General features: G+C 62.9%; 17 protein-coding genes. 5 read left to right on the top strand and 12 right to left on the bottom strand.

Annotated features, from left to right (window positions below; translation table 11 throughout):
- Nucleotides 1–3: 3 nt before the first annotated feature.
- Together E6B08_RS02085 and E6B08_RS02080 are read left to right on the top strand one after the other, a co-directional pair.
- Nucleotides 4–693 carry an RHS repeat-associated core domain-containing protein gene (locus tag E6B08_RS02085; protein ID WP_265411736.1) on the top strand — a complete coding sequence of 230 codons (690 nt, stop codon included), beginning with the start codon at nucleotides 4–6 and terminating at the stop codon, nucleotides 691–693.
- A 98-nt stretch (nucleotides 694–791) separates the two neighbouring features.
- On the top strand, nucleotides 792–1,019 hold the full coding sequence (locus E6B08_RS02080) for a hypothetical protein (protein ID WP_136912562.1): 228 nt from the start codon (nucleotides 792–794) through the stop codon (nucleotides 1,017–1,019).
- Nucleotides 1,020–1,043: 24 nt separating this feature from the next.
- Here E6B08_RS02080 and fdhA read toward each other — a convergent pair whose 3' ends face one another.
- The 7 genes from fdhA to E6B08_RS02045 all read right to left on the bottom strand — a co-directional run bounded on the left by fdhA (nucleotide 1,044) and on the right by E6B08_RS02045 (nucleotide 10,027).
- Complete coding sequence (fdhA, locus tag E6B08_RS02075; protein WP_136912561.1) at nucleotides 1,044–2,243, bottom strand: formaldehyde dehydrogenase, glutathione-independent; 1,200 nt, start codon at nucleotides 2,241–2,243, stop codon at nucleotides 1,044–1,046.
- 269 nt (nucleotides 2,244–2,512) lie between these two features.
- Nucleotides 2,513–3,370, bottom strand: coding sequence for a formyltetrahydrofolate deformylase (gene purU / locus E6B08_RS02070; RefSeq protein ID WP_136912560.1), 858 nt, complete (start codon nucleotides 3,368–3,370; stop codon nucleotides 2,513–2,515).
- 11 nt (nucleotides 3,371–3,381) lie between these two features.
- Nucleotides 3,382–4,014, bottom strand: coding sequence for a sarcosine oxidase subunit gamma (locus E6B08_RS02065; protein ID WP_136912559.1), 633 nt, complete (start codon nucleotides 4,012–4,014; stop codon nucleotides 3,382–3,384).
- 129 nt (nucleotides 4,015–4,143) lie between these two features.
- Nucleotides 4,144–7,161 carry a sarcosine oxidase subunit alpha gene (locus tag E6B08_RS02060; RefSeq protein WP_136912558.1) on the bottom strand — a complete coding sequence of 1,006 codons (3,018 nt, stop codon included), beginning with the start codon at nucleotides 7,159–7,161 and terminating at the stop codon, nucleotides 4,144–4,146.
- Nucleotides 7,158–7,493 carry a sarcosine oxidase subunit delta gene (locus E6B08_RS02055; protein ID WP_136912557.1) on the bottom strand — a complete coding sequence of 112 codons (336 nt, stop codon included), beginning with the start codon at nucleotides 7,491–7,493 and terminating at the stop codon, nucleotides 7,158–7,160. The genes E6B08_RS02060 and E6B08_RS02055 overlap by 4 nt, the downstream gene beginning before the upstream one ends.
- A gap of 14 nt (nucleotides 7,494–7,507) precedes the next feature.
- A complete protein-coding gene (locus E6B08_RS02050; protein ID WP_133327444.1) occupies nucleotides 7,508–8,758 on the bottom strand; it encodes a sarcosine oxidase subunit beta family protein in 1,251 nt (416 codons plus the stop codon).
- 15 nt (nucleotides 8,759–8,773) lie between these two features.
- Complete coding sequence (locus E6B08_RS02045) at nucleotides 8,774–10,027, bottom strand: serine hydroxymethyltransferase (RefSeq protein WP_136912556.1); 1,254 nt, start codon at nucleotides 10,025–10,027, stop codon at nucleotides 8,774–8,776.
- Between the two features lie 301 nt (nucleotides 10,028–10,328).
- Between E6B08_RS02045 and E6B08_RS02040 the strand changes: the two genes are divergently transcribed.
- On the top strand, nucleotides 10,329–11,372 hold the full coding sequence (locus tag E6B08_RS02040; RefSeq protein WP_136912555.1) for a threonine aldolase family protein: 1,044 nt from the start codon (nucleotides 10,329–10,331) through the stop codon (nucleotides 11,370–11,372).
- 104 nt (nucleotides 11,373–11,476) lie between these two features.
- Here the strand turns inward: E6B08_RS02040 and E6B08_RS02035 are convergent, their stop codons facing one another.
- Complete coding sequence (locus E6B08_RS02035) at nucleotides 11,477–11,779, bottom strand: cell division protein ZapA (RefSeq protein WP_136912554.1); 303 nt, start codon at nucleotides 11,777–11,779, stop codon at nucleotides 11,477–11,479.
- Complete coding sequence (locus E6B08_RS02030) at nucleotides 11,776–12,006, bottom strand: hypothetical protein (protein WP_136912553.1); 231 nt, start codon at nucleotides 12,004–12,006, stop codon at nucleotides 11,776–11,778. The genes E6B08_RS02035 and E6B08_RS02030 overlap by 4 nt, the downstream gene beginning before the upstream one ends.
- Before the next feature lie 281 nt (nucleotides 12,007–12,287).
- On the opposite strand from E6B08_RS02030, the gene E6B08_RS02025 reads away from it, so the two are divergent.
- The gene (locus tag E6B08_RS02025) at nucleotides 12,288–13,913 is read left to right on the top strand and encodes a methyl-accepting chemotaxis protein (RefSeq protein WP_136912552.1); all 1,626 of its coding nucleotides are present in this window, start codon (nucleotides 12,288–12,290) and stop codon (nucleotides 13,911–13,913) included.
- A 219-nt stretch (nucleotides 13,914–14,132) separates the two neighbouring features.
- On the opposite strand, the gene E6B08_RS02020 is transcribed toward E6B08_RS02025, so the two are convergent.
- Nucleotides 14,133–14,588: an REP-associated tyrosine transposase gene (locus E6B08_RS02020; RefSeq protein WP_136912551.1), complete on the bottom strand. Its 456-nt coding sequence runs from the start codon at nucleotides 14,586–14,588 to the stop codon at nucleotides 14,133–14,135.
- A 185-nt stretch (nucleotides 14,589–14,773) separates the two neighbouring features.
- Nucleotides 14,774–15,874 (bottom strand): glycine-betaine demethylase subunit GbcB, encoded by a 1,101-nt coding sequence (gene gbcB / locus E6B08_RS02015; protein WP_136912550.1) that lies wholly within the window; start codon nucleotides 15,872–15,874, stop codon nucleotides 14,774–14,776.
- Between the two features lie 295 nt (nucleotides 15,875–16,169).
- Between gbcB and gbcA the strand changes: the two genes are divergently transcribed.
- Nucleotides 16,170–17,462 (top strand): glycine-betaine demethylase subunit GbcA, encoded by a 1,293-nt coding sequence (gene gbcA, locus E6B08_RS02005; protein ID WP_136912548.1) that lies wholly within the window; start codon nucleotides 16,170–16,172, stop codon nucleotides 17,460–17,462.
- 685 nt (nucleotides 17,463–18,147) lie between these two features.
- On the opposite strand, the gene E6B08_RS02000 is transcribed toward gbcA, so the two are convergent.
- Nucleotides 18,148–18,918, bottom strand: coding sequence for an electron transfer flavoprotein subunit beta (locus E6B08_RS02000; protein ID WP_136912547.1), 771 nt, complete (start codon nucleotides 18,916–18,918; stop codon nucleotides 18,148–18,150).
- Nucleotides 18,919–18,924 lie beyond the last annotated feature (6 nt).

Here is an 18,924-nt window from a genome sequence, read left to right as displayed (position 1 = left end):
GCGTTGCTTGCTTCACACAGCGACTACCTACTGGGTAACGGCTACCGCTCGTTCAACCCGGCCCTGATGCGTTTCATGTCCTCAGACAGCCTCAGCCCTTTCCGTGCCGGTGACTTGAATAGTTACGCGTATGCGCTGAACGATCCGGTCAACTATAGCGACCCAACCGGCCACTGGCGGTTGTTTACGCAAACCAAGGTCTTCTCGGGCGATGCGCGGCCTGTCAACCGTGGACACATCTACTTGGCCAAGCATCCCCAGCGCAAAGGTGAGAAAGCAATAACGGCGGTCTACCACGGCGACCGCGGTTATCTAACCGGGCATAGAGGCGCCATCACACCTGATGCTTTTGTCCGCTCGGTGACAAAGAAGGCGGGATTGCCTGTCGATAAATACGACCTGCATGTCATCGCGTGTTACACCGCAGACCCTCTGGAAGGCAGGCCGTCGTTCATAGAGTCAGTAGCCAGGCTGACGGGGCGGCGTGTGTATGGCTATTCGGGAACAGTGTCCACCTCGGAAAAAGAAAGCCCTCCCGCCTCAAACGGAGATGTTTATTACAGGACGCTGATCCGCACAGAACTGGCGTTCTGGGCTCGAAACAAAAAAGAATTCAACTACCGGCCCGTCTCGGTCGAGACTGCGCAAACGATAAGGGATTCTGTTGTTTCTGCCAGTGGCCGGGTGATTTGATCAAGAGAAAGGAAAAGAAAAGAAAGGGGAAAAGAAAGGGGACAGATTTATTTCTCGCAGCTGGCAAACCCGCTCCCGTAGATATGGAGACCTGCATCATGAGCAAAGCATCGAACAACACGCTTTTCTTCTACCAGGGCGACAAGCTGATCACCGTGAAACAGGGCGAACAGCACCGCGCCATCTTCCGCAATGCGCAACAGCCTCTAGCAGAGCTGAGTACAGACGAAACCCAGCCCGGCGGCTTGCTGGCCACCGATGACAAAGGCTCGGTCCTTGTGGTGCAAAACCCAGATGAGCGGGTAGGAAAAAGCCCCTCTTCATGAGGGGCTCTTGGTTACATCACGGCATCAAGCCGCGCCCCACATCTTGTGCGGGTCAATCACGAATTTCTTCGGCACACCTGCATCGAACTCACCATAGCCTTCCGGCGCCTGGTCCAGGTTGATCACCTGAACCCCCACCACTTCGGCGATGTTGATGCGGTCCCACATGATCGCCTGCATCAGCTGGCGATTGTACTTCATGGTCGGGGTCTGGCCGGTGTGGAAGCTGTGCGACTTGGCCCAGCCCAGGCCGAAGCGAATGCTCAGTGCACCGATCTTGGCGGCGGCATCCACCGCGCCTGGGTCTTCGGTCACGTACAGGCCTGGGATACCGATGTTGCCGGCGACACGGGTCACTTGCATCAGCGAGTTCAGCACGGTAGCCGGGGCTTCGTGCTTGGCACCTTCGTGGCCATGGCCACGGGCCTCGAAGCCTACGGCGTCGACAGCGCAGTCCACTTCAGGCTCGCCAAGGATGTCGACGATCTGCTCGTGCAGCGGGGTGTCCAGGGACAGGTCGACCACTTCGAAGCCCTGGGACTTGGCATGCGCCAGGCGAGCTGGGTTGAGGTCACCAACGATCACGCAGGCGGCGCCCAGCAGGCGCGCCGAGGCAGCGGCAGCCAAGCCGACCGGACCGGCACCGGCGACGTAGACGGTGCTGCCTGGGCCAACGCCAGCGGTGACGGCGCCGTGGTAGCCGGTCGGCAGAATGTCGGACAGGCAGGTCAGGTCACGAATCTTCTCCATGGCCTTGTCGCGGTCTGGCAGTTTCAGCAGGTTGAAGTCGGCGTACGGCACCAGCACGTACTCGGCCTGGCCGCCTGTCCAGTCGCCCATGTCGACGTAGCCGTAAGCGCCGCCGGCGCGGGCCGGGTTGACGGTGAGGCAGACGCCGGTGTGCATCTCTTTGCACGAACGGCAGCGGCCGCAGGCGACGTTGAACGGTACCGAGACCAGATCACCGATTTTCAGGCGTTCGACGTCACGGCCCAGCTCGACGATTTCACCGGTGATTTCGTGGCCCAGGACCAGGCCGACCTGGGCAGTGGTGCGACCACGGACCATGTGCTGGTCGGAGCCGCAGATGTTGGTGGAGACCACCTTGAGGATCACGCCGTGCTCGATCTTCCTGCCGCGTGGGTCCTGCATTTTCGGGTAGTCGATCTTCTGCACCTCGACCTTGCCGGCGCCGAGATATACCACTCCACGATTGCCAGACATTGCTCTTACCTCGCTTGATTTGTATTTATGCAGCGGTGGTTGAACGCGCCGCCATCCATGGGCGGCATGTGTTTCTGGAATGCAGGAATTGTGGGCCTGATGGCGCTTGTCGCAGTGACTGGAAGCGACAGGGAGATGCCTTTTTACGGCAGGTAAAAATGAGTCGGCCCCTTCGCGGGCAAGCCCGCTCCCACTGGTTTCACCGCCATGTTCGAAACGGCGGTGAACCGGTGGGAGCGGGCTTGCCCGCGAAAGGGCCAGTATAGGCGTTAGAGAACGACCGTCCGGTTGGCGTTGAGGAACACCCGCCGCTCGATGTGATACCCCACCGCGCGCGCCAGCGTCAGGCACTCGATGTCGCGGCCTTTGGCGATCAGGTCTTCCGGGTAATGGCTGTGGTCCACCACCTCGACGCCCTGGGCGATGATCGGCCCTTCGTCGAGGTCGTTGTTGATGTAGTGCGCCGTGGCGCCGACCATCTTCACGCCCTTGTTGTAGGCCTGGTGATAAGGCTTGGCGCCCTTGAACCCTGGCAACAACGAGTGATGGATGTTGATCGCCCAACCGTCCAGGCGCCGGCACAGCTCAGGCGACAACACCTGCATGTAACGGGCAAGGATCACCAGCTCGGCGCCGGTCTCCTCGATCACCTGCAGCACCTTGCGCTCTTGTCCCGCCTTGTCCTTGGGGTCGAGGGCGAAGTGGTAGTAGGGAATCTTGTGCCACTGCGCCAGCGGCTCGAGGTCTGGGTGGTTGGACACCACCGCGACCACGTCCATGCCCAACTGGCCGATGCGCTGGCGATACAGCAGGTCGTTCAGGCAGTGATCGGCCTTCGACACCATGATCACCACCTTGGGGCGGTGATTCGGGGCGGTCAACTCGAAGGTCATGCCGAACGCATCGCTACGCTCGGCAAGGCCTGCGCGAAAGCCCGCCTCGTCGAAATCATCCGGCTGGCGGAACTCCACGCGAATGAAGAAGCGCCCCGACAGGCGGTCGTCGAAGGAGTGGTGCTCGGTGACGTAGCAGCGCTGCTCGAAGAGGTAACGCGTCACCACGTCGACGGTGCCGAGCATGCTCGGGCAGTCGGCGGTGAGAATCCAGGTATCCGGTGCCCGACTCATGTTCGTTCTCCTCAGGCCTCGATGCTCAAGCCGTATTCGGCCGAAGCGTCCTGCAGCCACAGCCACCAGTAGTCGGCGAAGCTACGACGGATCACCAGCTCCCAGGTGTCCTCGGCGGTGCGGCGGATCACCAGTTGCGACTTGGCGAACACGGTGCCGACGGCCTTGCCGACCGGGAAGTTGTTCGGGTGCACGTCATAGCTGGTGGATTTCATCAGCACTTCGCGCACGTTCGGGCCGCGCAGTTCCAGCAGGCTCTGCCCGCCGCTGACGTTGACCACCTGGATGTGCTGGCCTTCGAGGGCGGCACGCAGCTTTTGCTCGACGGCCACTTCCTGGCCACCGGGGACGATCAGCAGCCACTCGTCGGGGCCGACCCATTGCAGCGACATCTCGGCGTTGGCGACCACGGTCAGGGCCACCGGCAGCTCCAGGCCCAGGGCCTTGTGCACGCCTGCGGCGAATTCCGGGTCGTGGCCGTCGCCACGCAGGGTCAGGTGGCCGAGGAACTTGCGTTCACGCAGGGTCACGCCCGCGTTCTTACGGCCCTTGCCAACCAGGCTGGCCAGGTCGGCGTGGTGCAGTGGCGACTGGGCCTTGGCATCGCTGCCGGGGTTTTGCTGGAAGACGTTGATAGCGCTCATTTCTTACCTGCCTTGAATTCGGGTGGGAGCGGGCTTGTCCCGCGAAGAGGGCGTTGAACTCGCCATCGCATTCGCGGGACAAGCCCGCTCCCACAGGGTTTGCATTCCAACGGGACCGATCTATGGGCCTTAAACGTTCTGCCGCTCACCCTTCGGATCGAAGAACACCGAAGACACGATTTCCGCCTCGATCACGCTGCCATCGGCCTGCGGCGAGTAGACCCGCTCGCCCATGCGCTTGAGACCGCCCTTGACCACACCCATGGCGAACGAATAGCCCAGGGAGTTGGCCGCGTAGCTGGAGGTGACGTGGCCGACCATGTCCATCGGAATCGGTTGCTTCGGATCGAAGACCAGTTGGGCGCCTTCCGGCAGCCATTTGGTCGGATCCACAGGCTTGAGGCCTACCAGCTGCTTGCGGTCCTCGCGCACGCAGTCCTCACGGTTCATGCCACGCAGGCCGATCCACGAGAACGGCTTGTTGCGGCCGACGCACCAGCTCATGTTCAGGTCGTCCGGCGTCATCGAACCGTCGGTGTCCTGACCGACGATGATGAAGCCCTTCTCGGCGCGCAGCACGTGCATGGTCTCGGTGCCGTACGGGGTCAGGTTGTACTTCTTGCCCGCCTCGATGATCTGTTCCAGCACGCCCATGGCGTAGTTGGCCTGGACGTTGATCTCGTATGACAGCTCACCGGTGAACGAGATACGGAAAACACGGGCCGGCACGCCGCCGACGTTGCCTTCCTTCCAGGTCATGAACGGGAAGGCTTCCTTGTCCATGTCGATGTCGGTCAGCTCGCTGAGCAGCTTGCGGCTGTTGGGGCCGGACAGGGTCATGGTCGCCCAGTGGTCGGTGACCGAGGTGAAGTACACCTTCATCTCCGGCCATTCGGTCTGGTGGTACAGCTCCAGCCACTGCAGCACACGGGCGGCGCCGCCGGTGGTGGTGGTCATGATGAAGTGGTTGTCGCCGACGCAGGCGGTCACGCCGTCGTCGAAGACCATGCCGTCTTCCTTGCACATCAGGCCGTAGCGGGCCTTGCCCACGTCGAGCTTGGTCCAGGCGTTGGTGTAGATGCGGTTGAGGAACTCGCGGGCATCCGGGCCCTGGATGTCGATCTTGCCCAGGGTCGAGGCGTCCAGGAAGCCCACGCTGTCACGCACGGCCTTGCATTCGCGGGCCACGGCGGTGTGGATGTCTTCACCGGCTTTCGGGAAGTACCAAGGGCGCTTCCATTGGCCGACGTCTTCGAATTCGGCGCCGTTCTTCACGTGCCAGGCATGCAGGGCAGTGAAGCGCACAGGCTCGAACAGGTGGCCACAGTGACGACCCGCTACCGCGCCGAAGGTCACCGGCGTGTAGTTGGGGCGGAACATGGTGGTGCCCATTTCCGGAATGGTGATACCGATCGAGCGAGCGGCGATGGCCAGGCCGTTGATGTTGCCCAGCTTGCCCTGGTCGGTGCCGAAGCCCAGCGCGGTGTAGCGCTTGACGTGCTCGACCGACTCGAAGCCTTCGCGGGTGGCCAGTTCGATGGCTGCGGCGGTGACGTCGTTCTGCTGGTCGACGAACTGCTTGGGTGCGCGGGCAGTGCCTTTGTCGTGCGGCACCTGGAACAGCGCCACGGTGGCCTCTTCCTTGCGTGCGACGGTTTTCGGCAGGCTGCCGACAGTGGCCTTGAAGCCGGCTTCGGTGGCTGCACGGGCGCCGCCTTCGAAACCGTCGGCGATCACGTCGCCCAGGGCGTAGACGCCATTGACGCCGCCAACGCACTCACGTTTTTGCGGGGCATCGCCCGGCACGAAGCCGAGGATGTCTTCGCGCCATACCGGGCGACCGCCCAGGTGCGAGGCCAGGTGCACGATCGGGCTGTAGCCGCCGGAGGTGGCGATCAGGTCGCAGTCGAGGACTTCGCCTGGGCTGGTGACTTTATGCGCCTGCACATCGATGGCGGCCACGCGGGCGCCGGTGACGTGCTTGCTGCCCTTGGCCTCGATCACGGCGCTGGAGGTGAGGATGCGAATGCCCTTGGCACGGGCTTCCTCGACCAGCGAACCACGCGGGTTGTGGCGGGCGTCGGCGATGGCGACCACTTGCAGGCCGGCGTCGTGCCAGTCCAGCGCGGCGCGGTAGGCATGGTCGTTGTTGGTCGACAGCACCAGCTTGCGGCCCGGCGCCACGCCGTAGCGGCGCACGTAGGTGGACACGGCACCGGCGAGCATGTTGCCCGGCACGTCGTTGTTGCCATAGACCAGCGGACGCTCGTGGGCACCGGCAGCCAGTACCACGCGCTTGGCACGCACTCGGTGGACGCGGTGGCGCACCTGGCCGATCGGTGCACGGTCGCCCAGGTGGTCGGTGAGGCGCTCGTGGATGGTCAGGAAGTTGTGGTCGTGGTAGCCGTTGACCGTGGCGCGTGGCAGCAGGGTCACTTCCGGCAGGCTTTCCAACTCCTTGACCACGGCGTTGACCCAGTCGGTAGCAGGCTTGCCGTCGAGGGTCTCGCGGGTGTCGAGCAGGCTGCCGCCGAACTCTTCCTGTTCGTCGGCCAGGATCACGCGGGCACCGCTACGGGCGGCCGCCAGTGCAGCGGCAAGGCCCGCGGGACCTGCGCCGACGATCAGCACGTCGCAGTGCTGGTTCATGTAGTCGTAGCTGTCCGGGTCGTTCTGCAGCGGCGCACGGCCAAGGCCTGCGGCTTTGCGGATGTACTTCTCGTAAGTCATCCAGAACGATTTCGGGTACATGAAGGTTTTGTAGTAGAAGCCCGGCGGCATCATGCTGCCGCCGACCTTGCCGAGGATGCCCATGACGTCGTTGTTGACGTTCGGCCAGCCGTTGGTGCTGGTTGCCACCAGGCCTGCGTAGAGGGCCTGCTGGGTAGCACGCACGTTGGGGACCTGGGTGGCTTCGCTGGAGCCGATCTGCAGGATGGCGTTCGGCTCTTCGGTACCCGCGGCGATGATGCCGCGCGGACGCGAGTACTTGAAGCTGCGGCCGATGATGTCGACGCCGTTGGCCAGCAACGCGGCGGCCAGGCTGTCACCGGCATAGCCTTGGTAGCTCTTGCCGTTGAAGCTGAAGTTCAGGACCTTGCTGCGGTCGATACGGCCGCCGCTGGCGAGGCGATAGGTCTGGCTCATACTTTTTCCCCTTGGCCTTTGACGGTCGACGGTGCGCTGCTTGGCTTGCCGGCCGCGGTCACCTGCGGCTTCTCGCCAATCTTGTAGGTTTCGAGAATTTCGTAGGTCACCGTGTCACGGGTGACGTTGAAGTACTGACGGCAGCCGGCGACGTGGTCCCACAGTTCGTGGTGAATGCCGCGCGGGTTGTCGCGGAAGAACATGTAGGTGCCCCACTCCTCGTCGGAGCAGGCAGCAGGGTCCAGCGGGCGGGCGATGTGCGCCTGGCCAGAGGCGTGGAACTCTTCTTCGGAGCGCAGCTCGCCGCAATGGGGACAGAAAATTTGCAACATGACGGTGGCTCCGGTTAGTGGGCGACGGCAGCGGCGCCGTGTTCGTCGATCAGCGCGCCGTTGTAGAAACGGTCGATGGAGAAAGGCGCGGCCAGCGGGTGCATCTCGCCCTTGGCCAGGCTCGCCGCGAAGACGTTGCCCGAACCTGGGGTGGCCTTGAAGCCGCCAGTGCCCCAGCCGCAGTTGAAGAACATGTTCTTGACCGGCGTCTTGGAAATGATCGGGCAAGCGTCCGGGGTGGTATCGACGATGCCGCCCCACTGGCGGTTCATGCGTACGCGCGAGAGGTTCGGGAACATCTCGACGATCGCCTGCAGGGTGTGCTCGATGACCGGGTACGAACCGCGCTGGCCATAGCCGACCCAGCTGTCGATACCGGCACCGATCACCAGGTCGCCCTTGTCGGACTGGCTGATGTAGCCGTGCACGGCGTTGGACATGATCACGCTGTCGATGATCGGCTTGATCGGCTCCGACACCAGGGCTTGCAGCGGGTGCGATTCCAGCGGCAGACGGAAGCCGGCCAGCTTGGCCATGTGCCCGGAATTACCGGCGGTGACCACGCCGACGCGCTTGGCGCCGATGAAACCCTTGTTGGTTTCGACACCGATCACCGCGCCGTTTTCCTTGCGGAAACCGATGACTTCGGTCTGTTGGATCAGGTCCACGCCCAGGGCGTCGGCGGCGCGGGCGAAGCCCCAGGCCACGGCATCGTGACGGGCGACGCCGCCACGGCGCTGAACGGTGGCGCCGAGGATCGGGTAGCGGGTGTTCTTCGAGCAGTCCAGGTAGGGGATTTCGGCCGCGACCTGGGCGGTGTTGAGCAGCTCGCCATCGACGCCGTTGAGGCGGTTGGCACTCACGCGGCGCTCGGAATCACGCATGTCCTGCAGGGTGTGGCACAGGTTGTAGACACCGCGCTGGGAGAACATCACGTTGTAGTTGAGGTCCTGGGACAGCCCCTCCCACAGCTTCATGGCGTGCTCGTACAGGTGCGCCGATTCGTCCCACAGGTAGTTGGAACGCACGATGGTGGTATTACGGGCGGTGTTGCCGCCGCCCAGATAACCCTTCTCGATCACCGCGACGTTGGTGATGCCGTGTTCCTTGGCCAGGTAGTAGGCCGTGGCCAGGCCATGGCCGCCACCGCCGACGATGACCACGTCGTAGACCTTCTTGGGGGTCGGCGTGCGCCACATGCGCTGCCAGTTTTCGTGGTGGCTGAGGGAGTGTTTGAAGAGGCCGAAGCCCGAGTAGCGTTGCATGGTCGTTTACTCCACTCAGCGGTAAACAGGGAAGTCTGCGCACAGGGCGGCGACGTTTTTCGCCACATCGGCTTCGACGTCGGCGTCACCGAGGTTGTCGAGGATGTCGCAGATCCAGCCGGCCAGAGCCACGCACTGGGCGACCTTGAAGCCGCGGGTGGTGACGGCCGGGGTGCCGATGCGCAGGCCCGAGGTGACGAACGGCGACTGCGGGTCGTTCGGCACGGCGTTCTTGTTGACGGTGATGTGCGCGCGGCCAAGGGCGGCGTCGGCATCTTTGCCGGTCAGGCCCTGGCGAATCAGGCTGACCAGGAACAGGTGGTTGTCGGTACCACCGGAGACCACGTCGTAGCCGCGGTCGACGAACACCTGGGCCATGGCCTGGGCGTTTTCGATGACTTGTTTCTGGTAGCTCTTGAATTCAGGCTCCAGCGCTTCCTTGAAGCACACGGCCTTGGCGGCGATGACATGCATCAGCGGGCCGCCCTGGGCGCCTGGGAACACGGCGGCGTTGAGCTTTTTCTCGATCTCTTCGTTGGACTTGGCCAGGATCAGGCCGCCACGTGGACCGCGCAGGGTCTTGTGGGTGGTGGTGGTGACCACATCGGCGAACGGGATCGGGTTCGGGTACAGGCCAGCGGCGACCAGGCCGGCGACGTGGGCCATGTCGACGAACAGCAGCGCACCGACCTTGTCGGCGATGGCGCGGAAACGTGGGAAATCGAGGGTCTTGGAGTAGGCCGAGAAGCCGGCGACGATCATCTTCGGCTTGTGCTCGACGGCCAGGCGCTCGACTTCGTCGTAGTCGATCAGGCCGGTATTGGTGTCGATACCGTATTGAACGGCGTTGTACAGCTTGCCCGAGGACGACACTTTGGCACCGTGGGTCAGGTGGCCGCCGTGGGCCAGGCTCATGCCCAGGATGGTGTCGCCGGCCTGCAGCAGTGCCAGGTAGACGGCGCCGTTGGCCGAGGAGCCGGAGTGCGGCTGGACGTTGGCGTAGTCGGCGCCGAACAGCTGCTTGGCGCGCTCGATGGCCAGAGCCTCGACCTTGTCGACGTGCTCGCAGCCGCCGTAGTAGCGCTTGCCTGGATAGCCTTCGGCGTATTTGTTGGTCAAGCCGCTGCCCTGGGCCTGCATCACGCGCTTGCTGGTGTAGTTTTCCGAAGCGATCAGCTCGATGTGATCTTCCTGGCGCTGTTCTTCGGCATTCATCGCCGCCAGCAGTGCATCGTCGTAACCCTGGATCTGGTCTTGCTTGCTGAACATCGTGTATCTCCCGGCAGCGATCGTTTTTTGTCGTAGGGCACTGTGGCCCTTTGTGGCGATGGTATGACTGGCCGGGGTGGGTCAGATGCCTGCGCACGCCTTGCAATGGCGCGTTTACGACATTCGTTGAAGTGGCGTGCCTGGGCTGGCCCTTTCGCGGGTAAACCCGCTCCTACAGGTACTGCGCGACCTCTGTAGGAGCGGGTTTACCCGCGAAAGGGCCGGACCTGGCAACTTGTATAGGCAACCGCCGAATCGATGGTTTAGAGTGCGGTTCTGCGTCGTAAAAAGGACCGCTGTGATGACCGACAACAACAACCAGCAATTCGCCAGCGACAACTATTCCGGCATCTGCCCGCAAGCCTGGGCGGCGATGGAAAAGGCCAATCATGGCCACGAACGCGCCTACGGCGACGACCAGTGGACCGCGCGCGCCTCCGAGTACTTCCGGCAACTGTTCGAAACCGACTGCGAGGTGTTCTTCGCCTTCAACGGCACCGCCGCCAATTCCCTGGCCCTGGCCTCGCTGTGCCAGAGCTACCACAGCGTCATCTGCTCCGAGACGGCCCACGTCGAAACCGACGAATGCGGCGCACCGGAGTTCTTCTCCAACGGCTCCAAGCTGCTGACCGCGCCCAGCGTCAACGGCAAGCTGACGCCCGAGTCTATTCGTGAGGTAGCGCTCAAGCGCCAGGACATCCACTACCCCAAGCCGCGCGTGGTCACGCTCACCCAGGCCACCGAAGTGGGCACCGCCTACCGCCCCGACGAGCTCAAGGCGATCAGCGCCACCTGCAAGGAGCTGGGCCTTAACCTGCACATGGACGGCGCGCGCTTCAGCAATGCCTGCTCGTTCCTCGGCTGCACGCCGGCCGAGCTGAGCTGGAAGTCAGGTATCGATGTGTTGTGCTTCGGGGGTACCAAGAACGGCATGGCGGTGGGCGAGGCGATCCTGTTCTTCAACCGCGAGCTGGCCGAGGACTTCGACTACCGCTGCAAGCAGGCAGGGCAGTTGGCCTCGAAGATGCGCTTCCTGTCCGCGCCCTGGGTCGGCCTGCTGGAAGGCGGCGCCTGGTTGCGCCATGCGGCCCATGCCAACCATTGCGCGCAGTTGTTGGCGTCGTTGGTGGCGGATTTGCCCGGGGTCGAGCTGATGTTCCCGGTGGAAGCCAACGGGGTGTTCCTGCAGATGCCCGAGCACGCCCTCGAAGCATTGCGCAATAAAGGCTGGCGCTTCTATACCTTCATCGGTAGCGGCGGTGCGCGGTTCATGTGCTCGTGGGATACCGAAGAGGCGCGGGTGCGGGAGCTGGCTGCGGATATCCGCAGCATCCTCGGCGCCTGAACAACCCTCGCGACCTGTAGGCGCGGGTTTACCCGCGAAGGCGGCAGTGAATTCGCCATCGCCTTCGCGGGTGAACCCGCTCCTACAAGGGATCGCTGCCAGACCTATTGCTCGGCGATGGTCCGGACGATGGCGTCCACCGTGGCATCGATCTGTGCCTGGGTACGCTCGAGGGTCTGCTGGTGTTCCTTCTGCAGCTCGACCTGCTTGGAACACAGGTTCAGGGCCGCCAGCACCAGCAGCTTGTCGCCAATCAGCGTCGGGTACTGACGCTTGGTTTCGGCCAGGGCGGTGTTGAGCATCCGCACCGCCTGCGCCAGGGTCTCTTCCTGGCCTTCGGGCGCCTTGATCGAGTAGTCGCTGCCCAGGATCGACACGACATTGATCGGCTGCGCTTGCAGTCTCATGCGCCGACGACGCCTGCGCTGGCGCGTTCGACCAGCGCCTGGATACGCGCAGCGGTAGCGCCGTGCTTCTCTTCCTGCTCCATCAACGACAATTGCAGGGTCTCGTTTTCTTCCTTGGCCTGGGCCAGTTCCTGGCCGAGGGCGGTGTTCTGCTCGGTGAGTTGAGCATTCTTGTGCATCAGGTCGCTGACCAGTTGCTCGAGTTGATTCAGGGAGGCTTCCAACATGGGGGCAGATCTCGGGTTGTTGCAAAGGGCGCACACGATAAAGAAAAGCGCGAACCCCCGCCATTAAATATCGGATTCACAAGGCAAAAAGCCCTGCGCAGATTGACAGGTCAAGCGCCCCCTTGTTCCGGCACGGATCAACCGCCGGTCGAGTATTTAGATAGCACCCTTATATTTTTTTCGGCCAGCCTCAAGACCGCTCGGTCACGACCGATAGCGAGGTGAGTCATATTTCGTCGTACTGACCGCGCCTCCCTCTACCCCTTGTCTGGATCCTTTCCATGTCCTTACGCAACATGAATATCGCCCCGCGCGCGCTACTCGGGTTCGCCTTGATCGGCGTGCTGATGCTTGGCCTCGGTATCTTCTCGCTCATGCAAATGGGCAACATCCGACAGGCAGGCGTCACGATCGAAAAGATCAGCGTACCCAGCATCAAGGCCCTCGACGAACTGACCGCGCTGAACCTGCGCCTGCGCACCCTGTCGTTCCGCCTGCTGCTCAACCGCGAAGCGCAGAGCCAGCAAGAGATCCTCAACCTGCTGGAGCAGCGCAACGGCCAGATCGACAACGCCCGCCGCACCTACGAGCCGCTGATCGCCGCCGCCGACGAGCGGGCCGCCTATGAACAGTACGTGCAATTGCTCAACCAGTATCGCCAGCTCGAATCGCGCATGCGCAGCTTGAACCAGGCTGGCAAGACGGAAGAATTGCGTGCGCTGATCAACACCGAGGTGCAGGCCAACTCCGAGCAGATCAACCAGGTCATGGACACCCTGGTGCGCATCAACACCGAGCAGACCCGCGAAACCAACGCCACGGCTGCCAGCCAGTATGGCGCCGCCTTCGCCCTGGTCATCGGCCTGCTGGTGGCCGCCACGGTGCTGACCTTCCTCTGTGCCTTCCTGTTGACCCGCAGCATCGTCAAACCCATCGACGACGCGCTCAAGGCCGCCGAACAGATCGCCGACGGCGACCTGACCCACAGCATCAACGCCGACGGCACCGACGAAGCGGCGCGCCTGCTGCGCGCCATGGCTCGCATGCAGGACAAGCTGCGCGAGACCCTGCATCAGATCTCCGGCTCGGCCACCCAGTTGGCCTCGGCGGCCGAAGAGCTCAACGCGGTCACCGACGAAAGCGCCCGCGGCCTGCAGCAGCAGAACAACGAAATCGAGCAGGCCGCCACGGCTGTCACGGAAATGACCAGCGCCGTTGAAGAAGTGGCGCGCAACGCCGTGAGCACTTCCGAAGCCTCCAGCGATGCCAGCCGTTCGGCCGGCGATGGCCGTGACCTGGTCATGGAAACCGTCGGCGCCATCGAGCGCATGAGCGGCGATGTGCAGGCCACCGCCAAGCTCATCACCCACCTGGCCGAGCAGTCGCGCGACATCGGCAAGGTACTGGACGTGATCCGCGGCCTGGCCGACCAGACCAACCTGCTGGCGCTCAACGCCGCGATCGAAGCGGCACGTGCTGGCGAGGCGGGCCGTGGCTTTGCCGTGGTGGCCGACGAGGTACGCGCACTGGCCCACCGCACCCAGCAGTCGACCAGCGAGATCGAGCGCATGATCGGCAGCATCCAGGGCGGCACCACCGAGGCGGTGGAATCGATGCGCACCAGCACCGAGCGCGCCGAGTCGACGCTGAACATCGCCAAGGGCGCAGGCCTGGCGCTGGACACCATCGCCGGAGCGGTGGCGCAGATCAACGAACGCAACCTGGTGATCGCAAGCGCCGCGGAAGAGCAGGCCCAGGTGGCGCGGGAAGTGGACCGCAACCTGGTGAACATCAACGACCTGTCGGTGCAGAGCGCCACAGGCGCGCATCAGACCAGCGCGGCGAGTGCCGAGCTGTCGCGCCTGGCGGTCGACCTGAATGGCTTGGTGGCGCGGTTCCGGACCTGACCCGACAACCCCGGGGCCGCTTTGCGGCCCATTCGCGGGACAAGCCCGCTCCCACAGAAAAACATAACCCATTGGTTTAGCGGGGATCTGTGGGAGCGGGCTTGCCCCGCGAACACCGGCGAAGCCGGTGCCATCCACCGCGTCGCCCCATTCGCGGGACAAGCCCGCTCCCACAGGGCCACAGTTTTCGGCGCCCCGACTTGCCCCGCGAAGGCGGCATCAGAGCCAAACAGCATCCCAATGCGAATAGTCGCCTGCCCGGCCAACCAACCCGGCTCTTATTGGGTTGGCAACGATGTACCTGGCAACTTTCAACACGCTCTCTTCCCGACGCAATGCCCGGTCCTGATAGCCCGGCTGCCATATTCTTTCGCGGCGCATGCCTTGCCGATAAAGCGCATGACTGCTGCGCGACTTGAACCTGCGCATCAAGCAGCAAAGGGTGGCGCCTCGCAATTCGATCAACCAATGCACATGGTCAGGCATCACCACCCACGCCAGGGAGTGACAAAGCCCATCGATTTCAGCCAGCCTGAATTGCTGGATGACGCTGCGAGCGAGTTGGAGCTGGGTGAATATCTGCTTTCGCTGGTGAGTTACCGTGGTCAGCAGGTAAATACCACCTGGCTGGGAGAAGCGACCACGACGTAGAAGGCAGGATTGGGCACGGTCCATGTGATGTCCCTGAATCAAAGCTCGGGATAGACCCTAGCCGAGGGATTATCGACATGAGACGGAGAATGTTTTCTGGATGTTGGCAGACACTCCCACAGGCTCAGCGCAATTCCTGTGGGAGCGGCGGTTCGGCGCCCTGACTTGCCCCACGAATGGGCCGCAAAGCGGCCCCATGCATTGCTGGATCAGTAATCGATCCGCACATCCCCTTTCGGCACGCTGCAGCACGACAGGATGTAGCCCTCGGCTTCGTCCTCTTCGGTGATGCCGCCGTTGTGCTCCATCTCCACTTCACCGCCCAGCTTGAGCACCTTGCAGGTGCCGCAGATACCCATGCCGCAGGCCTTGGGAATCATCAGGCCGACTTTCGCCGCCGCCGCGTGCACCGTCTCGCCCGGGGCGATGCGGATGCTCTTCTCGCTGCCGATGAACTCCACCAGGTTGAGGTCGGATACATCCACTTCCGGCGCGTCGGCAGCCTGTTCGGCATGCTCCACCGCATCGGCCTTGGCCTCCGCCGGCGTCGCGCCGAACGACTCCTCGTGGTAGTTGTTCATGTCGAAGCCAACCCCCTCGAGCATGCGCTTGACCGCCGTCATGTACGGGGTCGGCCCGCAGCAGAAGATGGTGCGCTCCATGTAGTCGGGGGCGATCAGCTCCATCAATCGCTGGTTGAGGTAGCCGCGATAACCCGCCCATGGCTCGCCCAGGCCGTGCTTCTCGCAAATGATGTGCAGGCTGAAGTTGGGGATGCGCGAAGCCATCTGCTCCAGCTCGCGGTGATAGATGATGTCCTTGGGCGAGCGGGCGCTGTGCACGAACACCATGTCGACATTGGCGTTGGTGTCGTAGAACCAGCGCGCCATCGACATCACCGGGGTGATGCCGACCCCACCGGAAAGGTACAGCACCTTGCCGGCCGGGAAGTCGATGGCGTTGAACAATCCCACCGGCCCGTGCACCGGCAGCTCGGCGCCTTCGTGCATGGTGTCGTGGAGGAAGTTCGAGACCTGCCCGCCCGGTACGCGCTTGACCGTGATGGAGAAGCTGTACGGCACCGACGGCGAACTGGAGATGGTGTAGGAACGCATCACCGGCTTGCCCTCGATCTCCAGCTCCAGGGTGACGAACTGCCCGGGCTTGAAGAAGAACATGATCGGCGCATCGGCCATGAAGCAGAAGGTGCGCACGTCCCAGGTCTCCTGGATGACCTTGACGCAGCGCACGATGTGGCGGCCGTTGGCCCAGGTCTGGGTAGTGACCGGATTGAGGAAGGTATCGGACATGTTCATCTCCAGCGGCCGACTATTGGCCTTTTTATGGCTGCGATAATGCGCAACCCGAAGGCTGTGCACATTCCTGCCAGCGACATCGGCGTGCTTATCGCGACCAGCCCCGCGCTACGGGGGCTGGCGCGTCGTAATTCAAATCGGCCATGTCGCCCATGGATACGGTTCAGGGCGTCTTCGGACGCACACTCCTCGGCAAAACAAACCGCTGTTTTTCAAACGACAGCCTTGCGGCACCACAACAACGATTAGCCACCTTTTGCCGGCCGCACACGGCCCCGAGGAATACACGATGGACGTCACCGCAACCCTGAGCCTGGGCGATCCACTGGAACCTGCACGCAAGGCCACCGCCGAGATGCTGCAGACCCGCGAGCGCACCTACTCGCTGCCCCAGCCTTTCTACACCGACGAGCGTCTGTTCCAGATCGACATGCAGGAGATCTTCCACAAGGAATGGCTGATCGCCGGCATGACCTGCGAGATCCCGGCCAAGGGCAACTACATCACCCTGCAGATCGGCAAGAACCCGATCATCGTGGTACGCGGAGCCGAAGGTAAGGTGCATGCCTTCCACAACGTCTGCCGCCACCGTGGCTCGCGCCTGTGCGTGAGCGAGAAGGGCAAGGTGGCCAAGCTGGTCTGCCCGTACCACCAGTGGACCTACGAACTCGATGGCCGCCTGCTGTTCGCCGGTACCGAGATGGGCGCCGACTTCGACATGCAGCAATACGGCCTCAAGCCTGTGAACGTGAAGGTCGCCGGCGGCTACATCTTCATCAGCCTGGCCGAAAACCCGCCTGCCATCGACGAGTTCCTGGCCACCCTGGACCACTACATGGAACCGTACGACATGGAGAACGCCAAGGTGGCGGTGCAGACCACCTTGATGGAGAAGGCCAACTGGAAGCTGGTGCTGGAAAACAACCGCGAGTGCTACCACTGCAACGGTTCGCACCCGGAGCTGCTGCAAACCCTGCTGGAATGGGACGACACCAACGACCCGCGCGCCAGCCAGGAATTCAAGGACCACGTGGCCGCCTCCGCCGCCGCCTGGGAAGCCGAGAAGATTCCATACCTGCACAAGAGCCATGGCCTGCGTAACCGCATCGTGCGCATGCCGCTGCTCAAGGGCACCGTGTCGATGACCATGGACGGCAAGCAGGCCTGCCAGAAGCTGATGGGCCGCATCAAGAACCCGGACCTGGGCTCGATGCGCATCCTGCACCTGCCGCACTCGTGGAACCACTGCATGGGCGATCACATGATCGTGTTCACCGTGTGGCCGATCAGCGCCCAGGAGACCATGGTCACCACCAAGTGGCTGGTGCACAAGGATGCCGTCGAAGGTGTCGATTACGACCCTGAGCGCATGCGCAAGGTGTGGGACGCCACCAACGACCAGGACCGCCGCCTGGCCGAGGAAAACCAGCGCGGCATCAACTCCACCGCCTACCAGCCCGGCCCGTACTCCAAGACCTACGAGTTCGGCGTGGTGAACTTCATCGACTGGTACAGCCAACGCGTTCTGGAGAACCTGGGCGCAGAGCCCGCGCCGTACCTCAAGGAAGTGAAAGCACAGTAACCGCCCGCGGTCATGCAAAAACGCCACGGCTGATCCCCATCAGCCGTGGCGTTTTACATTGCAATCCAAAGCATGCGAACAGCTTATCCACAGGTTCTTCCGCTACTGTCGAACCACCCGCCGACTGCCCGTGTCGGAAGCGACTGTACGTTTTTTGATCATATCTCTGTAAGCCAATGATCTAGAGGCCTGCAGACTCTATCAAACACCTTGTCCACAGATCGACCAACAGAAATTGTGAGCAAGGAAGATCTGCGTCTGTGGATAAGCGATCCAAGCCTCTGTATTCACTGCTTTAAGCTGATTATCAAAGCAATTGATCAGTTATTGACCAACTCCTTGCAGGCCTCGCCAATAAAGGGCTGCAGCATTCGTCGAACATATTATCCACAGACCCGCCAACAGCGATTGTGGGAAACTATGACGCCTGGCTGCCGGGACGTTGGAGATCAATCACCCGAGTGCCTGATCATTTCTTGATCAATCTCTTACAGGCTAAGCAGTACAAGGCTTACAGCGATGAGCGAACACTTTATCCACACCTTGGCGAACAGATTCGGTGGGCAAACGAAAGGCGGCACGTTGGCGTGTGGATTCAGGGACGAGAAAGGGCATCACGGGGGAGTTATGCACAGAAAGCAGGTTTGCCCCTATCGCCGGCTTGCCGGCGATAGGGGCAGAGGATTCAACGCAGCACGCCCTCCTCCACCAACAGCTTGAGAATCGCCTCTGCACCTTCCTGCGCCGACACGTCCTTGAGTACCTTGCCGCCACCGCCGCTGGCCTTGGCCGTGGCAGCCTTCATCCGGTCCGCGCCACTCTTGGCCTTGATCACCTTCAGCCGCTTGGGCCGCGGTCGCGCCGGCTGCAGCTCGGCCTCGACCAGCAGCTCATCCTCGACGATGGCCACGTTGCGCGCCGCCAACACGCCTCGCCGAGCCGGCCCAAAGGCACTCTGGCGCGGCTTGGGCGCGGCGTTATCCACCGTCGCCAGCAACGGCAGGCGCACCTTCAAGCGCCGCCGCTGACCGCGCGGCAGGGCCTGCAACACCTGGGCGGTGCCATTGTCGATCGACTCCACCTCGGCCAGGCCCACCACCAGCGGCCAACCCAGCTTCTCCGCTAACAGGAAGGGCAACATGCCCGACCCTTCGCCGGTTTCCGCCTGGCTGCCCGTCAATACCAACTGGGCGCCAGCGTCGCGCAGGTAATCGCCCAGCACGCCGAGCACATCGGCTCCCGCAGGCTGTTCCAGCACATCCAGATGGTCGAGCCCCATGCCCAGGTAGGCGCGCAGGGCCTCTTCACGCGGGTTGCCGGCGTGCACCACCTGCAAGTTATCCCCAGCCAGCTGCAGGCCCAGTTCCACCGCGCGGGCATCCTGCTCGGCACGGCGGGCGCGGCCGGAGCTTGGGTGGGCGCCGATGGAAACCAGGCTGATGACTTTCGTACTCATGCTCGT

This window comes from Pseudomonas putida (assembly GCF_005080685.1).
Taxonomy (GTDB): Bacteria; Pseudomonadota; Gammaproteobacteria; order Pseudomonadales; family Pseudomonadaceae; genus Aquipseudomonas; species Aquipseudomonas putida_V.
Note: the sequence above shows the minus strand (reverse complement) of the source record. Positions and strands in the feature narration are given on the sequence as shown.

Coding starts and splice junctions, on each gene's coding strand:
- E6B08_RS02080 (WP_136912562.1), top strand. CDS start 792: ATGAGCAAAGCATCGAACAACACGCTTTTCTTCTACCAGGGCGACAAG.
- fdhA (WP_136912561.1), bottom strand. CDS start 2,243: ATGTCTGGCAATCGTGGAGTGGTATATCTCGGCGCCGGCAAGGTCGAG.
- purU (WP_136912560.1), bottom strand. CDS start 3,370: ATGAGTCGGGCACCGGATACCTGGATTCTCACCGCCGACTGCCCGAGC.
- E6B08_RS02065 (WP_136912559.1), bottom strand. CDS start 4,014: ATGAGCGCTATCAACGTCTTCCAGCAAAACCCCGGCAGCGATGCCAAG.
- E6B08_RS02060 (WP_136912558.1), bottom strand. CDS start 7,161: ATGAGCCAGACCTATCGCCTCGCCAGCGGCGGCCGTATCGACCGCAGC.
- E6B08_RS02055 (WP_136912557.1), bottom strand. CDS start 7,493: ATGTTGCAAATTTTCTGTCCCCATTGCGGCGAGCTGCGCTCCGAAGAA.
- E6B08_RS02050 (WP_133327444.1), bottom strand. CDS start 8,758: ATGCAACGCTACTCGGGCTTCGGCCTCTTCAAACACTCCCTCAGCCAC.
- E6B08_RS02045 (WP_136912556.1), bottom strand. CDS start 10,027: ATGTTCAGCAAGCAAGACCAGATCCAGGGTTACGACGATGCACTGCTG.
- E6B08_RS02040 (WP_136912555.1), top strand. CDS start 10,329: ATGACCGACAACAACAACCAGCAATTCGCCAGCGACAACTATTCCGGC.
- E6B08_RS02035 (WP_136912554.1), bottom strand. CDS start 11,779: ATGAGACTGCAAGCGCAGCCGATCAATGTCGTGTCGATCCTGGGCAGC.
- E6B08_RS02030 (WP_136912553.1), bottom strand. CDS start 12,006: ATGTTGGAAGCCTCCCTGAATCAACTCGAGCAACTGGTCAGCGACCTG.
- E6B08_RS02025 (WP_136912552.1), top strand. CDS start 12,288: ATGTCCTTACGCAACATGAATATCGCCCCGCGCGCGCTACTCGGGTTC.
- E6B08_RS02020 (WP_136912551.1), bottom strand. CDS start 14,588: ATGGACCGTGCCCAATCCTGCCTTCTACGTCGTGGTCGCTTCTCCCAG.
- gbcB (WP_136912550.1), bottom strand. CDS start 15,874: ATGTCCGATACCTTCCTCAATCCGGTCACTACCCAGACCTGGGCCAAC.
- gbcA (WP_136912548.1), top strand. CDS start 16,170: ATGGACGTCACCGCAACCCTGAGCCTGGGCGATCCACTGGAACCTGCA.
- E6B08_RS02000 (WP_136912547.1), bottom strand. CDS start 18,918: ATGAGTACGAAAGTCATCAGCCTGGTTTCCATCGGCGCCCACCCAAGC.